This window comes from Elusimicrobium simillimum, assembly GCF_049639735.1.
GTDB lineage: Bacteria > Elusimicrobiota > Elusimicrobia > Elusimicrobiales > Elusimicrobiaceae > Elusimicrobium > Elusimicrobium simillimum.
In genome coordinates this window covers 842,612-858,456 of the sequence record NZ_JBEVVA010000003.1, presented here as the reverse complement: position 1 = coordinate 858,456, position 15,845 = coordinate 842,612, and the positions used below count along the sequence as shown (strand labels likewise).

The 15,845-nt window shown below is 43.9% G+C and carries 11 protein-coding genes; 8 read left to right on the top strand and 3 right to left on the bottom strand.

Annotated elements, in window-relative coordinates; all coding sequences use genetic code 11:
- The first annotated feature begins 26 nt into the window (after window positions 1-26).
- The gene (locus AAIR98_RS04895) at window positions 27-1,802 is read left to right on the top strand and encodes an ABC transporter ATP-binding protein (RefSeq protein ID WP_423971084.1); all 1,776 of its coding nucleotides are present in this window, start codon (window positions 27-29) and stop codon (window positions 1,800-1,802) included.
- Window positions 1,803-1,851: 49 nt separating this feature from the next.
- Here AAIR98_RS04895 and AAIR98_RS04890 read toward each other — a convergent pair whose 3' ends face one another.
- Entirely contained in the window at window positions 1,852-2,325 is a 474-nt protein-coding gene (locus AAIR98_RS04890; protein ID WP_423971083.1) for a type IV pilin protein, read from the bottom strand.
- 189 nt (window positions 2,326-2,514) lie between these two features.
- Here AAIR98_RS04890 and AAIR98_RS04885 point away from each other — a divergent pair, with 189 nt between their 5' ends.
- Entirely contained in the window at window positions 2,515-7,602 is a 5,088-nt protein-coding gene (locus tag AAIR98_RS04885) for a S1 family serine peptidase (RefSeq protein ID WP_423971082.1), read from the top strand.
- A 38-nt stretch (window positions 7,603-7,640) separates the two neighbouring features.
- On the opposite strand, the gene AAIR98_RS04880 is transcribed toward AAIR98_RS04885, so the two are convergent.
- Window positions 7,641-8,075, bottom strand: coding sequence for a hypothetical protein (locus AAIR98_RS04880; protein WP_423971081.1), 435 nt, complete (start codon window positions 8,073-8,075; stop codon window positions 7,641-7,643).
- A gap of 43 nt (window positions 8,076-8,118) precedes the next feature.
- Window positions 8,119-8,742 carry a hypothetical protein gene (locus AAIR98_RS04875; protein ID WP_423971080.1) on the bottom strand — a complete coding sequence of 208 codons (624 nt, stop codon included), beginning with the start codon at window positions 8,740-8,742 and terminating at the stop codon, window positions 8,119-8,121.
- Window positions 8,743-8,786: 44 nt separating this feature from the next.
- On the opposite strand from AAIR98_RS04875, the gene AAIR98_RS04870 reads away from it, so the two are divergent.
- The 6 genes from AAIR98_RS04870 (at window position 8,787) to argS (ending at window position 15,805) form a co-directional block, all read left to right on the top strand.
- The gene (locus AAIR98_RS04870; protein WP_423971079.1) at window positions 8,787-9,809 is read left to right on the top strand and encodes an MraY family glycosyltransferase; all 1,023 of its coding nucleotides are present in this window, start codon (window positions 8,787-8,789) and stop codon (window positions 9,807-9,809) included.
- Entirely contained in the window at window positions 9,806-11,092 is a 1,287-nt protein-coding gene (locus AAIR98_RS04865; RefSeq protein WP_423971078.1) for a protoporphyrinogen/coproporphyrinogen oxidase, read from the top strand. Before AAIR98_RS04870 ends, AAIR98_RS04865 begins: the two co-directional genes overlap by 4 nt.
- Window positions 11,093-11,116: 24 nt before the next feature.
- Window positions 11,117-12,241, top strand: a complete 1,125-nt coding sequence (locus AAIR98_RS04860; protein WP_423971077.1) for a nicotinate-nucleotide adenylyltransferase — start codon at window positions 11,117-11,119, stop codon at window positions 12,239-12,241.
- On the top strand, window positions 12,217-13,140 hold the full coding sequence (locus tag AAIR98_RS04855; protein WP_423971076.1) for a LytR C-terminal domain-containing protein: 924 nt from the start codon (window positions 12,217-12,219) through the stop codon (window positions 13,138-13,140). Before AAIR98_RS04860 ends, AAIR98_RS04855 begins: the two co-directional genes overlap by 25 nt.
- Window positions 13,141-13,452: 312 nt before the next feature.
- Window positions 13,453-14,154, top strand: coding sequence for a ribosome silencing factor (gene rsfS, locus AAIR98_RS04850; protein WP_423971075.1), 702 nt, complete (start codon window positions 13,453-13,455; stop codon window positions 14,152-14,154).
- Window positions 14,155-14,212: 58 nt separating this feature from the next.
- The gene (gene argS / locus AAIR98_RS04845; RefSeq protein ID WP_423971074.1) at window positions 14,213-15,805 is read left to right on the top strand and encodes an arginine--tRNA ligase; all 1,593 of its coding nucleotides are present in this window, start codon (window positions 14,213-14,215) and stop codon (window positions 15,803-15,805) included.
- Window positions 15,806-15,845: the final 40 nt, after the last annotated feature.

Genomic DNA, 15,845 nt, shown 5'->3' with positions numbered 1-15,845 from the left:
ATAAATATCATTTATAGCGAGACTTTATGAAATTAAACATAAAAGATTTTAAAGACCCTAACGTTTTTATCCGCAGCTACAAACGCATTTGGCCTTATGCCAAAAAATACTGGTTCAGGTGTATTTTAGCGCTGTTCATAGCCATACCTGTCGGCGCTATGGACGCTATTATTGCAAAATTTTTACAACCCTATGTAGACAGAGTGCTGCTTGGCAAAGACGCCACGTTCGCCGTATTAATACCCGCTCTTATAGTAGCTTTTACCACCGTGCAAGGTATATTGCTGTACGCATCCACATATATCAACACATGGCTGGGCAACAAAATTTCTACCAACATCGGCAGAGACCTATACAAAAAACTGCTTACGCTTGACTCCGCTTACTTTGACCAAACTGACTCCGGCACCATAGTACAGCGTTTTTGTAACGACGCCTTTGTAGCCAGCAGCTCCTTAATATCCAACCTTAGGATGTTTATTTCCAAAATATTCTCTTCCGTAGCGCTTATTTACGTCATGATTATCAGCTCCAAACATTTAACAATTATCGCCATAATAGCGCTTGTGGTGGCGTTTATACCGCTGCGTTTCGTCCGTAAAAAAATGAAAGGCGTTGTGGATAAAACAGTATCGGCCAACGCCAGCGCCGTTACCGCCAATAATGAAACCTCCGGCGGCAACAAAATTATAGCCGCTTACAATCTGCAAGATTACCAGAATAAAAAGTACGATGGTATTATGGACAAAACTTTTACCTTGTCCGTTAAAATGGTGCAGTACACAAACTGGGTTTCCCCCGTAATGCACTTTGTACTATCTATAGGTATAGCGGGCGTGTTTTGGTATAGCAACTCACTTGTTCTTAACGGTGTAATAACCAGCGGCGACTTTGTCGCTTTTATGGGCGCTATGCTGTTGCTTTACACTCCGCTTAAAACAATAGGCAACAACGTTATTGATATACAGCGCGCGTTTATGGCTATTGATAGAATTTTTGAAATCTTCGCCCTTGAGCCTAAAATCAAAAATAAACGCGACGCCAAAATACTTACAGGCGTAAATAAAGAGATTTCTTTTGATAACGTTACCTTCAGCTATGTACCGCACAAACCTGTGCTTAAAGATATTAATATCAAAGTTGATGTAGGCCAAACAATAGCCTTGGTGGGCAACTCTGGCGGCGGCAAAAGTACTTTTGTTAACCTTATCCCCCGTTTTTATGACGTGCAAAAAGGCGCGGTAAAAATAGACGGCGTTGATGTAAAAGATTTAGACATAGCCTCACTTCGCAGTCAAATAGCCATAGTGTTTCAAGATAACTTCCTTTTTGGCGGCACAATCCGCGAAAATATCCTGCTTGGCAAACTTGACGCTACGGAAGAAGAAGTGGCCTACGCCGTTAAATCAGCCCATTTAGACAGTTTTATATCCACATTGCCCGACGGTCTTAACACTATTATAGGCGAGCGCGGCACTACCTTAAGCGGCGGCCAAAAACAGCGTGTGGCCATAGCAAGAGCGTTTATTAAAAACGCGCCTATTGTTATACTGGACGAAGCCACCAGCGCGCTGGACAACAAGTCAGAAGCCGTTGTGCAAAAAGCTATAGAAAACCTGATGAAGAACAGAACGGTTTTTGTTATAGCGCACAGGCTTTCCACCGTGCAAAACGCCGACAAAATTGTAGTAATTAACGAGGGGCACATTATGGAAACCGGCTCCCACAAAGAGCTGCTTAAAAATATTGACGGCCCATACCACACGCTTTACAACGCGCAGTTTAAAAATAAAGAAGACTAACTAAAAATAAAAGGCCCCGCTAAAAAGCGGGGCCTTTTAAAACATTAAATTACATTTCAGAATCAACATATGTATAGCCGTTTGCTTCCATAGCCTTACACATTGTCTTTCCGTTTGCAGTGGCCTGAGTTACACACTGTTTGTCAAAAACTCCATTAATAAAAGTTATATAAAGACTATAATTGTTAGCTTCATTAATTCTATAAGTTGTCAGCACGCAGTTATTGGAATTACCACACTGCACGTCATAGCGGAAATTCTTTGTATTGTAGGTCATATCGTCTTCCCATTCGCCGCCTGTAAGTTCCAACTCGCCAATATTCTGCCCGTTTGTCTCACCGTCAATATTTTGCGCCAAATGCACCATTTGAAAAGCCCTTTCTATGGCGGCGACATTGGTCAAAAGTTCCGCGCTGCGGCTTTTTTCCACCGCTTTGGTATATTGCGGCAGGGCAATGGCTGCTAATATACCTATTATTAGAACCACTACCAACAACTCAATTAATGTAAAACCTTTTTTCATAAAATTCTCCTTAATTATTGTTACAGAATAACATTTTTTTAATATGCTGTAAAATCTTATAAATTAATCATAAATCACTATGTTCTATACCCTAAGGGCCTACATATGGCCTAGGCCTTAAGACCCTGGCGTCTTCCCCCCTATACATTTACAATTAAGATATAAATATTAACGTTCGTTATGGCTACTATGAAAAAAATAATTTCTCTTCTGCTTATAAACAGCATTTTAATCACAGCCTTGCCGCTGCCCTCCTTAGCGCAAAGCAGAAAATCTAATAATACCCTTATATACCTAAATAAAGAAGACATAAAAAAGCAAGCGCGGCAATCTTCAGTAGCTGTTAGCGAATCCACCCGTCAAGCGGGTGCGGAGCGTCTAATAACTTTAAAGAACGAAGAGTTTGCGGGTGCTATAGCCAAGTTTAAAAATTTAAAAAACATCAATGTAACTCCGGGGCAGCTTGAACTTAACGAGACCGGTGAAGCTTACCGTTACTTTAGCTTGGTCGGCAAATCCGCCAGAAGCGGCTCCGCCGCGCACGGTAAAATCATCAGCGAATATTACCACATATTACGCGATTACGAGTATTTGAAGGCGGACGCGACTGGCCGTGAAGTATGGACGGCGCCGGGGCGCGGGCACAAAGACATGTACATAACGGTAAAAAACGCCGACGGCAGTGTAAAAATGGCGGTAACATTTAACGCGTTGAACAAAGGTTTTTTAAAAGCTTTCGCGAAGTCATTTGAGAAGGTAACGGACCGCGAGACAGCCTTGCATTACAGTGAGCAGGTTTACAAAATAATGTTAAAGACGGACGGTGTGGACTATGACACGAACCACGTTTTAGCCGCGTATTTTAAAAAAGGTTTAGAGTTAAAATGGGTTTGCGATGAAGTAAGCGGTATGGAGATCCGCGAAGATTGGGCGATAGCGCGCAACAAAAAAGACCGTCTGTGTCCTAACGCCGTGACAAGCATGTTGGCGTTGGGATATTTGGGCCAGGGCGAACAAAACGTATACGAATTTTTAAACCACAATTACATGGGGCGTAACGCGCACGCGGTGTTAAAAGGCGGGGCGAACGCGCTGATGTTAATGGACAGCGAGGCGTCGTACGAAGCGCTAAAAAAAGTAATAAAAAACAGCGTAAAAAAAGCGACCCCCACCAACGTTTTTAAGATAGCGTTAAACGCGTTTTTCGATTTAATCTGGGTGACTAGTTATGTAGAAAGAGGTTACAAATATTTTAAAGGAGTATACAATAACGAGGTCACAATACGCTTTGAATACCCTGACGTAAAACACATAAAAAAGTTTGGTCTTCCAAGCACGGCAGGCAAGTGTACGCCGTTCTCAAGCACGCGTGATTGTGTGATGATGCCGACGAGGAACGTATGGGAGGACATAGGTTCAGAGTTAATATTATTTGGCGGAGCGAGGGGTAAAAAGTTAGTAAGTGAGTTGGTATCGGAAGAACCCAATTTACACAAACCGTTCACTATCGGCGCTGCTATTTATTCGGACTACAACCAAAAACTGTATTACGCGTACAAAGCCGGCAGCGCGTACGCAGACATGCCTGAAGGCACCAGACGCAGAATAGAACTTGAATTAGGCAGAGGCAGCGCAATCAATGAGAACCACATAGGCATGGTAACGGAGTACCGCAAAGCGATGTCCGGAGCGAGAGGATTTGACCAAATAATGGGCGGGGTATATATGGTAGCCTTGGTGGTAAGTTTACCAAGTTTTATGGAGTTCGTGGCAAGCATCCCGCAGTGGGCCAGAGGCAGCAGGATAGGGCGCTACTTTAGCGCAAGCCGCGGCGCGCAGGCCGGCAAAGCCGCCCCCAGCGAAGCTATAGGCTCTAATTTAAAACCGCAAGTAGAAGTAAACAAACAAATAGGATTAGATTTAATAAAAGAGTACAATGAAGCGTTTGGGCTCAAAACGCCCAGGAACCCGGGCACAACACCGGGCACAAATATTTATACGCCGCCAAACACTAAAGTACCTGTATTTAACAGTGGCAGACCGGGCGGCGCAAGGCCGCAAGTGGGCGGCGGTAATGTTGACGTATTAACCAAACCCAGACCGCAGCCGCAAACAAGCGGGCCGATATTAAACACGCTTACCAACGAGGTAAAAACTTTATATAAACCCAGACCGCAGGTATCGGAGGTTGAGGTAATAACCCAGCCGCAGGTTCAGCCCATCACAAACATATTAGAAACACTGACGCAAAATTACGTCAAAGCGGAAGAAGCCTTATCAACTTTAAACAAAGGCAAAGGCGCCAATGTAATAAGCGATATCACAGGCACCCCGGCGCAGCTCCCCGCGCAAACGCCAAACATAACAAAAGGTTTTAGTTATATAACAACCTTAGCGGGAACCCTATTTAACAATAAAACAGAAGTAATAACGCAGCCGCAAACCAAAACCGTGAAAACGGAGGCAATACCTCAGCCCGCACAAGTAAACATGCTTGAACGAATCATAACAAACACAACGGACAGCGCAGCGCATCCATCAGCCATAATGCAAAACCCCGGCGAAGAAACACCAAAAATGCCTGAGACAGAACGTGTGGACCACGGCAGATTAGAGCGCGAGTTAAACAACGCGAAGAACGGTTATATCAGCCAATACTTAATGAACAATTTTTTTAGTTTAACGCAAGAGCAGCAAAAAGAGTTAGATAAAATATTAACAGAAACCGCCAAACGCCCCAAAACAGACCTACACCAAATTAATCCGTTAATTGAAACAGCTTATAACGGCGAGCCTTACACATTTGAAACCGTAGAAAAAAACATAATGGACGCTACTTTCTACGTAAAAAGTAATGTTGACGGTAAATTTCTTGGCAGCGGCACATTTATAGAACGTGAGGAAAACGGTAAAAAGAAAATTTACGGTATAACAGCGTTCCACTTTACCCCCTTTGAACTTGGGGAAAAGATGACAATATCTTTATATAACGGCGGACACCGTAAAGTGGTACACGGCACATTTGTAGCCATGGGTAATGATTATGGTAAGTTTGAAGATACGGCCGATATCGCGCTTATAGACTTTAACCAAAATGACCTGGCAGGGGTATTCCCCCTAAAAGTAGCGTCTAAAACCATCCGCGAAGGGGACGTTTCAGTTTCTTACGGATACGAAATGAAGAATTTTGCAAAAAGCAACCCAAGACAAACGCTTAAGGTAACCCCGTTAAAAATAACAACAAGCTGGCCATACACACAAAACCCTAATGGCGCATGCGGCAGCCCCTTGTTAGACAGCAGAGGCTATGTGGTTGGTATGCAAAACGGCAAGGAGCACGATAATTCCGCCGCATACGCGGCTAACGCGCAGTATATTAACCGTCTGTTTGACATCTACCATAATGAAGGCGGCGTGGAAAAGCTGCCGCTTATATATGAAGGTATAAAAATAGGGCAAATGGCCTCTAACAGACGTCCGGAACACGCCGTCATCACCAATCCCGCAGGCGGCACATTTTCATTTACATTCAGCGGTTTTGGCCTGGTAAACACTTCTAAGCTGGAAGATTATTTTGACCTTGAAGAGGGCGACGTTCTTACCCTAACTTTAAACGGACTTATGGACCCCGAAACCGGAGCCGAACCGAAAAGGGAAACAATAACATACAAGCATAAAGAGTCCGCGCCGTATAATTTGGAAACGGTGGAAGAAAATATACTTAACGCCACCTTCTCTATACACGCCCCCATATCAGGCGGCATGCTTGGCACGGGGACGTTGGTGGAATTTGAACATAACGGGGAAAAGAAAATTTTGGGCCTGTCCGCGTATCATTTAATGAAATTGGACCAGGACGGCATGCTCACAACAGCCATTTATAATAACGGCGAATATAAAAAAATAAAAAGTAAAGTTTTGGCATACGGCCACGGCGGCATAAACGGGCCGGATTTTATGGTTATAGAAATACCGCAAAGCGCGCTTACAAATGCTTATCCGTTAAAAATAGCGGATAATGTGGATTTAGGCGATTTTTTAACATCTTACGGTTTTGCCGGTTTTAAATTTGGCAAAATACCATATAGAATAGTAACAGGCATTGACCAGTTAAAAATAAGAACCACAAGCAATTTTAACATGCATAACGCCTCCGGCGTATGCGGCAGCCCGCTGGTAAATAACGAGGGTAAACTGGTAGCCATACACATGAAAGGCAAGAGCGATTTCTCGCCCAGCTACGCCGTTAATATAAACCTGCTTGCTGACTTTATGCAAGCTTATTATAACGGCGGAAAGATGGAGTACCCGCTTATAATAAACGGTCAAAAAATAGGCGCGATAAACCCCGTGGAAACAGGAAACGGAACCGGCGAAAAATTGAACGCCGTCACAATATCCGCCCCGGGCCAGGACCCCATTGTAAAAGAATGGAATGATTATGCCGAAAATATTGACTACGCCCACCTTGAAAACAGTATAAAACTGCTGCCAGGCCAAACTTTAAAGTTTACAATTACATCTGGCAACGGCCAAGTAAGATTTATAACCCATACCATACCCGCAGAGCAAAAAACTGAAAAAGAAGTTAAAAGCGGCGCCTTGGCTAACGCCACCGTAAACGTACGCAGCGACAACTCAGGAGATTTACTTTACAACGCTTACACTTTTACAAGTGAAATAAACGGAAGTATAGAAACACTGGGCATAACCAAATCAAACGCGGGAAAAATTTCTTTCCGTTTATATTCGCCAAAAGAGCAGCAGATAATAAATTTTAGCGTCCCGCTTATGGATATGGGTAATGGGCTGGCATTATTTAAAGTGCCGCAAAATATATCCGAAAAAATTAAACCTTTAAAACTTTCTAACACCAAAGAAAGTTTTACGCCCGAAGGCGCAAACCACCCGTTTGCCGCGCTGTTAGACGCCGAGGGCAAACTTAGCGCCGTAAGCTTTTCCGGCATAACAGTACCCATAACTGAAGAATACGTGGAAGATTTTATAAACAATAACGGGTACAGATTAAAAAAACAGCTCACTTATTTTAACAGACCCATAGCGCAGTTTGCCGAAGAGGACATACTTACCGCGGTGGAAATATGGAAAGACGGCGGTAAAATAAAAGAGATTCCGCAAAATCCCAACGGCACACAACATATAAAATTGGACAAAATACATTTCCCGGCTATTGGTGAAGAGATTGTGTTTAAAATTAAATCCCCGGCGGGCGATACCTACGAAATAATATATAATCCCTTCAAAAACATGAGATAATAAATCATTAAAAATCCCGCTCTAAAGAGCGGGATTATTTAATTTTCTATATTTTTCATTTTTTCTAAATCTTCTATTAGGCTGACCAAGGTCGGCTGCAACTTTTTAATATACTCTTCTTCAAAGGTATTTAAGCGCGACTCCAGGCGGGCCACGGCTTTTAACAGTTCTGTTGAGCGGTTGTCGCTAAGCAGGCGCAGCTCCTCGTTGCGGTAGTGCATGTCTTTTAATTTTTCTTTTAAATCTTCTATTTCCAAACTCATTGAGCTGTACGGGCCGCCCATGCTGGCGCGCTTTATAGTAGCGGCTATAGAGGCGGGCGTCTTCTCGTCGCCTGTAATTACCTGCGGGGAATCTTCCGTGACAAAGGTGCCTTCGTCCGCGGCGGCTTCCCTGTATTTTGCCGTAAAGTAAAAAAGCAAAATAAAAGTAATGGTAAAACCTGAAGCTGCTAAAATAAAATGTATGCTCATATTTTGTATATTATAATTTTTACTAAAAGTTAACAAGTAAAAACTATCTTATTGAGATTAATTCCAAATTAAGGTCAACTTCCGCAAAAGAATCTTTATAGTAAATACTATAAGGCAGCTGCTGTGTTGCGTAAGGCTCGTAGTTTGAGTACGCTATTGTTATACTGCCGGAAGTTGCGCTGCCAGGGAAAGAGGCCCCGTCAGTATACACATAGGTTGTTGTGCCGTTGACATGCTCTTTTCTTAGTTCAAGGGTGCCATCCTTTTTAAATTTGGCTTTCTTCACTTTACCGGGCGGCACAAGCAACGCAAAAATACACTTTTCAAATCTGCTTTTTATAACGCCTGTGTTAATATCAGGCAGCACATAATCATAACTAACCTTGCCGTTAATAAGCGCCGCGTCTACTATCTTAGTGCCCATAGGGCCCATTATTTTAACGCTGTAGTCGCCGCCATCAAGGCTCTTTATTATAAGCACACCCTCTAAATTTATGTCTCTTATTACAGATGTTGTTTTAAAAGCTACAGCTGTTTCCCCATTGCTAAAATACGACGGTGTACCCCTGCCGGCCGCCATTTGGCTGTAATCTTTCTTAGCGCCAAATGTCGCGCAGGCGTTAAGCAGTAAAACAACCGCTGATAAAGCTAAAATTTTCTTAAACATTACTCCCCCATAAAGCCTTTCTTATTTTATATATTATATATATTATGCAAAATTTGTTAAATTACGTGCTGTGTTTTCTGGCGGCATTCTTAATATCATCCTTTGTATGCGCTGTTTTATTACGCTTTTTGGGCACACGTTTTGTTGACGTGCCTGCGGGAATTAAAACGCACAGCGGCAGCGTACCGTTAGTTGGCGGCACGGCAATAGCGGCGGGTTTCTTTTTCAGCCTTATAATAATGCGTTTTATTACGGATTTCCCCACAGGCACACTGCACAGCCTGCGCGGCATATTTGCCGGCGGCGCTATCATTTATATATGCGGGCTTATAGACGATATTAAAAAACCAAAAGGCCTTGGCACCGGCATTAAACTGCTGGCGCAGGCGGCGGCCGCGTACGCGCTTATACACTACGGCATTAAAATAAATTTCATACAAAATACTTTTATTTCTTACGCTTTAACAATGTTGTGGGTAATAGGCGTAACTAACGCTTTTAATCTGCTTGATATTGCCGACTCTTTTGCCGTCAGCCAAGCTTGCGTAGCGGCACTATTTTTTATAATTGTGGCGTTGCCTTCGGAACATATTTATGTTAACTTTGCCGCCGCCGCACTCTTAGGCGGGGCATTGGCGTTTTGGCCGTTTAACGTAAGCAAAACTTTCAAATCTTTTATGGGCGACGGCGGCAGCATGCTGCTGGGTTTTGTGCTATCGGCCGTTGCTATGGGCGCGGAGTATACTATGAAAAGCCCGCTGGCTGTTTTTGCCCCCATACTTATTTTGGCGGTACCGCTGTGGGATACGGCGTTTGTTTTTATTGTCAGAATGATACAGGGTAAAAACCCGCTAAAAGGCTCGCCTGATCACATGCTTATAATACTTAAAGAGTATGGCGTTTCGCCCGTTGCAACTGTTACCATAATGATGTTGGCCTCCTTATTTTATGGCGCAATGGCGCTGTGCGTGGTTAATTTAAAACCTGTCTGGTCATACATAATTTTACTTGTGTGCGCGGCGGACATGCTGTTAGCCGGATACTACATATATAAACTAAAAAAATGAAAGTAAAAACACTTATTATAGGCGCGGGCATAACAGGCCTAAGCGCCGCCTACCACCTTAACAAACTTGGCAAAAAAGATTATGCCGTGGTTGAGGCCGCCGCATACCCGGGCGGGCTTTGCACCAGTATAGAACATAAGGGGTTTACCTTTGATTACAGCGGCCACGTTATACACACGCAGCAGGCGTACACACGTGACTTTCTTAAAAAAATGCTTGGCAAAAACACGCTTATAGTTAAAAGAAAAGCTTTTGTTTATTGCCATGACACCATGGTCCCGTTCCCGTTTCAGGCTAATTTATCTTACCTGCCACAGGAAATTGTGTCCGAGTGTGTAACCGCGCTTATGGCGGCCGCTAAAAATAAAAAAAAGAATTTTGACAGCTTTGCCGCCTGGGCAATGGCAACTTACGGCGAGGGTATTTGCAAACATTTCATGTTCCCCTACAACCAAAAAATTTGGCAAACCGATTTGAACCAGCTTACTACAGACTGGTGCAATACCTTTGTACCCAAAACAAACCTAGAAGATATTGTAAAAGGCGCCTACTTTAAAACCCGCGCCTCCTACGGTTACAACACACACTTTTTTTACCCAAAAACAGGCGGCATAGGCGCGCTGGCTGACGCTATTGCCGCAAAAACACCAAACATACTTTATAATACAACACTGCTAAGCGTGGACGTAAAAAATAAAACAGCTAAAACATCTGAGGGCGATATTGAATTTGAAAACCTTATAAACACAATGCCGCTGGATAAATTTACCGCCATATGCAAAGGCATAGCCCCCGCCGCCAAAGCGGATGCTAAAAAACTAAAACATACTAAAGTCTACGTGCTTAACCTGGGCGTGGACAGAGTGATAGACAACTTAAGCTGGGCCTATTTTCCGGAAGATAAATTTAAGTTTTACCGTGTGGGGGTGCAAAGCTCGTTTTCTCCCGCTGTGGCCCCGGCCGGCGCAAGCGCGCTTTACGTAGAAGTAGCGGCCGGGCAAAACGCGAAAGAGCCTGATTTTAAAGCGTTAGAAAAAGAAATTTTGACTAGTCTTTACAGCACAGGTATAATAAATAAGGAAGATAAAATTTTAGCCAAGCTTTGGCTTACCGTTAACCCCGCTTACGCCGTTTATAACCACGACAGGGCGGCAAGCGTGCAAAGCATATTGGCAGAGTTAAAAACCCACAATATTACCGGCATAGGCCGTTACGGCGGCTGGGAATATTCTTTTATAGAGCGCAATATTTTAGACGGCAAAGAAGCCGCGCAAAAAATTTAAAAATTTATACATTTGGAGAAGTAGATGAAAGTTCTGTTATTTGGCGGAAGTTTTGACCCTGTACACAAAGGCCACAAAGCATTGCTGGCCAGCGCCGTGCGTGAAATTAAGCCCGACGCTGTGCACATAGTACCCGCGTACCATTCCCCCTTTAAAGAGCGTTCAAACACGCCCTTTAAACTGCGTATGGAAATGGCCCGCCGCGCTTTTGCCGACATCAACGCCAACATTATTTACGACGATTTTGAAGACCGCAGAAAAAAGAAAACCTACGCCTGGGAAGTAGTGTCGCACCTTATGGCAGCCTACGCCAAAGCGCAAATTTTTATGCTTGTGGGTACAGACGCTTTAAATGAAATAGCCCAATGGGCCAACCCGCAGTTTTTATTTAAAAACACCACTATTGTGGCCGGCAAACGCGTGGGGCTGGCGGCTAAAGAAAAGCTGCCGTTTAAGTACCACACTCTTAAGGCTAGACTGCCTAAAATGTCATCTTCACAGCTGCGCCTGGAAATGATGATAGCCGGCAACGCTTACGCTAACTTGACCGAGATACAGGATATTATTACAAAAAACAGGCTTTACTTTTTAAACCTACATGACTGGCTGAAAAAGAATCTTAAAGAAAACCGCTACCTGCATACACGCGCTGTGGCGTCACTTGCCGCGCACTTGGCGCTTACTAACGAGGTTTACCCCGAGAGGGCCGCGCTGTCCGCCCTGCTGCACGACGCGGGCAAAAGCATGAACGGCAAGCAGCTTATAGAATACAGCAAAAAATATAAAATAAGGCCGCCTTATTATAAAGAAATATGCCAACACTCGCCTGAGCTTTTGCACTCTTTTGTGTCGGCGCATATAGCCAAAAAACTTTTTAAAATAACAGACGCCGAAATTTTAAAAGCGGTGGAAGACCACACGCTGGGCGCGGTGGACATGAGCATGAACTCCAAAATCTTATATGTGGCAGACATAGCCTCTAAAGACCGCAAATACAAAGGCGCGTTTACCATACGCGACCTGGCGCTTAAAGACATTGACCACGCCCATGTGGCCGCCACGCGTATGAAACTTATTTTTACTATAGAGGGCGGCAAATGGCTGTGCCCGCAAGGAATTTCTGTATGGAACCAACTGGCCGCAAAATAATTAATTATTTAATTATATTCCTATTTTTACTTATAATGCTGGGCAGTTACGCTTTGCAGGAGCGCAGCTTTGTGGCTAAACTTTACACGGGCAAAGCGCAGGACAGTTTTACCCTTGCCATACTTACGGAGCCTGCGGTTCTAATAACCCACAACCCAGCTGATAAAGCAACTAACGTAGTCAACGCCACTTTACCAAAACCAAAAAAAAGCAAAACCCCGCCGCCGGAGCTTTCTTATAAAGAGAAAACCGACAAATTGCTTGAAACAAAAAAAATAAATTCCAAACACGTCAGGTTTTATGTGCCACAAAACGCCGACAGCAATGTTATGTGGGATGATTTTAAAAATACGCTTAATTCATGGCGTTTTATTCCTGTACTTTGCGTAAAATACATTTACTCATACACAAAAGCCTTGGCGCAAAAAAGAACAAATATTATGCCGCATGAGTTTATACTCTTATCACTAGGTGCCATAAACATGGACAGCACGGATTTTACCGTATTTATAGAAGCGCAGCAAAAAGGCCGTACCCCGGCCAAAGCCAAAACGGCCGAGCCCGCTGGCGGCAACTCACCCTTAACGGCTGAAGACAGGCCGCTTATTGTGGAAATTTACAATGCTTCAGGCAAAAAGGGCGCCGCGCTTGAGCTTACCCAATATCTGCGCGGGCTTAATGAGAAAGGTTTTATAAAAATAGACGTACTTCAGTACGACAACCACTCAAGCACGCAGGAAGCCACCCAAATAGTGGACCACAGCGGCAGAGTAAAAGAGCTTAAACAGCTAAGCCTGGCGCTTGGCCTGAGAGACACCGCTTTTTATACGGACCATAACCCCGCGGCGTTCTGCGACGCTAAAATAATAATAGGCACTAATTTCAAAATGCCAAAATAAAATCCTTATATTTCTCCCTTTTGTAAAGGGAGTACGGCAACGCCGGGAGGGATTTAATAAAGCGAGGTACGAGCTTTGCCGCGTCGTAGCAAAGCGAAGACGGGCGCCATTGATAAATGTTGTCATAAAATAAAAGTATTTTACTTTACACTCATTTCAATATTAAATCCCTCCCCCGCTTTGCGGGTACTCCCTTTACAAAAGGGAGAAAACAGCCTCTCACGCTGCCAGCAATTCTTCACCGCGGCAAAATCACCTGGTTTTTACCTTTAAAAATTATATAATTGTATATATAAGTTTAAAGGGGACAGTATGAATACAAAAGAATTAGTGCTTTTAGCCGCTAACTACGCCGACGATAAGAAGGCGGAAAATATAGACGTAATAGATTTAAAAGGCCTTTCTTCATTATGTGACTATGTTATTATAGCCACGGTAACATCACGCCCCCATTTAGAAGCGGTGGAAGAAGAAGTAACCAAACAGCTTAAACAGCTTGGCGTATACAAAAGCAACCGCGACGGGTCTGACTCCAACTCCTGGAGAGTATCAGACTACGGCAATTTTATGCTGCACCTTATGACTAAAGACGCAAGAGAATTTTACGCCTTAGACAAAGTATTCAGCTTTGGCGACCATGTAAGATGGCAAAAAACACCGGAACCTAAAGCGCCTGCCGCTAAGAAATCCTCTGCCAAAAAACCTGCGGCTAAAAAAGCTCCTGTCAAAAAAGCTGCTGCCAAAAAAGTTCCCGCCAAAAAAGCGGCAGTTAAAACAACCAAAAAAACTGCGGCCAAAAAGACTGCCGTTAAAAAAGTTGCTAAAAAAGCAGCAGTAAAAAAGGTTGCCGCCAAAAAGCCCGCAGTTAAAAAGACTATCACAAAAAAAGTTGTAGCAAAAAAGACTGCCGTTAAAAAAACAGCGGTAAAAAAGGCTCCCGCTAAAAAGACTGTTGCTAAAAAGCCCGCCGCCAAAACAACTAAAAAACCTGCGGCTAAAGCAAAAAAGAAATAAGGGAATAATTTAATTAATTTATGGCGCGCAGTAGCGCGCCATAAACATTTACAAATATATGTTATATAAACTAAAAGCAGAAATAGAAAGAAAAATACAAGGCAGCACCTACTTTGAGGGCTATACTTTGCCCCCTATCGAGGTTACCCCGGCCCCCGCGCACACAGGCGCGGACTTATCTTTAAACTGGGCCATGGCAGCAGCTAAAATAATGAAGAAGAACCCGCTTGAAATTGCCAAAGCCACCGCTAAAATAGTTAGCGAGGTTACAGGCGTAAACGCGGCAACTTACGTAGCGCCCGGTTTTATAAATATTACTTTAGACAACGCGTTTATTTTAGGCGCCGCCACAGACCGCCGCCTAAAAGACCGCAGCGCGGGTGAAAATAAAGAACGTGTTTTAATAGAATTTGTTTCAGCCAATCCAACAGGCCCGTTACACGTGGCCAGCGGGCGCGGCGCCAGCCTGGGCGACAGCATGGTGCGTATTTTTAACGCCGTCGGCATTAACTGCGACAGCGAATATTATGTAAATGACTCTGGCAACCAGGCATTAATGTTGGGCGAGTCACTTAAAGCCCGTGTTGAAGGCAAAGAACCGCCCGAAAACGGCTACCACGGCTCTTACCTTATAGACATGGCGGCGGAACTTAAAGACAGTAAAGACTGGACGGTAGAACAGTACTCTAACTACGCCATTGAACACCTTATCAAAACGCATAAGGCGGATATGGAAGCGTTTAACGTCAATTTTACCCGCTGGTTTAGAGAGTCCGAACTTTATAAAGAAGACCTGCCTAACAAAGCTTTGCAGTATTTAAAAGACAAAGGCCTTGCCTATGATAACGACGGCGCGGTATGGTTTGGCTCGTCACAAGACGAAGATGATAAAGACAGAGTGCTGGTGCGTAAAGACGGCCGCCCGACATACTTTTTGGCCGATATTTCTTACCACAAAAGCAAATATGACAGGGGCTACACCAAACTTATTGATATTTTAGGCGCAGACCACCACGGCTACGTGCCCCGCATGAAAGCCGCTATCAAAGCAATAGGGCGTGAAGAAGATTCTTTTGTGCCCGTTATACACCAGCTTGTACATTTGGTTGAAAACGGCGAAAAGGTTAAAATGTCTAAACGCTCCGGCCGCTTTATCACGCTGCGCGAGCTTATTGATGAAGTAGGTACGGACGTATGCCGCTTTTTCTTCGCGGGCAGAACGCCTGACGTTCACATGACCTTTGATATCGATCTGGCCAAAAAGAAAACCAATGAAAACCCGGTTTTTTACGTACAGTACGTACACGCCCGCGCCTCATCCATAGCCAGAATGGCTAAAGAAAAGGGCCTAAAAACGGCCGAAAGCATGCTTGATTATGAGATGGCGCCGCAAGAGCGCGCGCTGCTTAGCAAACTGCTTTGGTTAAAACCGTCTTTAAAAGCGTGTATTAGGGATTTATCCCCCCACCACGTTACCACGTATTTAATAGAGCTGGCCAGTTTGTTCCACTCTTTCTACGACGCCTGCAGAGTTGTGGACGAGGCGAACCCGGAAACAACCGCTTACCGCTTGCTTATATGTGAAAGAGTAAGAGAACGCATTAACAAAGGGCTAGAGCTTATAGGAGTATCGGCCCCGGAAGAAATGTAAAAAGCTTTTTAAATGTACCCAAAACGCCCTTTCCAGCATT

What these genes read in the sequence shown, in the direction of transcription:
- AAIR98_RS04855 (WP_423971076.1), top strand. Translation starts at nt 12,217, where the DNA reads ATGGAACCAACTGGCCGCAAAATAATTAATTATTTAATTATATTCCTA.
- AAIR98_RS04890 (WP_423971083.1), bottom strand. Translation starts at nt 2,325, where the DNA reads ATGAAAAAAGGTTTTACATTAATTGAGTTGTTGGTAGTGGTTCTAATA.
- AAIR98_RS04880 (WP_423971081.1), bottom strand. Translation starts at nt 8,075, where the DNA reads ATGAGCATACATTTTATTTTAGCAGCTTCAGGTTTTACCATTACTTTT.
- AAIR98_RS04875 (WP_423971080.1), bottom strand. Translation starts at nt 8,742, where the DNA reads ATGTTTAAGAAAATTTTAGCTTTATCAGCGGTTGTTTTACTGCTTAAC.
- AAIR98_RS04860 (WP_423971077.1), top strand. Translation starts at nt 11,117, where the DNA reads ATGAAAGTTCTGTTATTTGGCGGAAGTTTTGACCCTGTACACAAAGGC.
- rsfS (WP_423971075.1), top strand. Translation starts at nt 13,453, where the DNA reads ATGAATACAAAAGAATTAGTGCTTTTAGCCGCTAACTACGCCGACGAT.
- AAIR98_RS04895 (WP_423971084.1), top strand. Translation starts at nt 27, where the DNA reads ATGAAATTAAACATAAAAGATTTTAAAGACCCTAACGTTTTTATCCGC.
- AAIR98_RS04865 (WP_423971078.1), top strand. Translation starts at nt 9,806, where the DNA reads ATGAAAGTAAAAACACTTATTATAGGCGCGGGCATAACAGGCCTAAGC.
- AAIR98_RS04885 (WP_423971082.1), top strand. Translation starts at nt 2,515, where the DNA reads ATGAAAAAAATAATTTCTCTTCTGCTTATAAACAGCATTTTAATCACA.
- AAIR98_RS04870 (WP_423971079.1), top strand. Translation starts at nt 8,787, where the DNA reads ATGCAAAATTTGTTAAATTACGTGCTGTGTTTTCTGGCGGCATTCTTA.
- argS (WP_423971074.1), top strand. Translation starts at nt 14,213, where the DNA reads ATGTTATATAAACTAAAAGCAGAAATAGAAAGAAAAATACAAGGCAGC.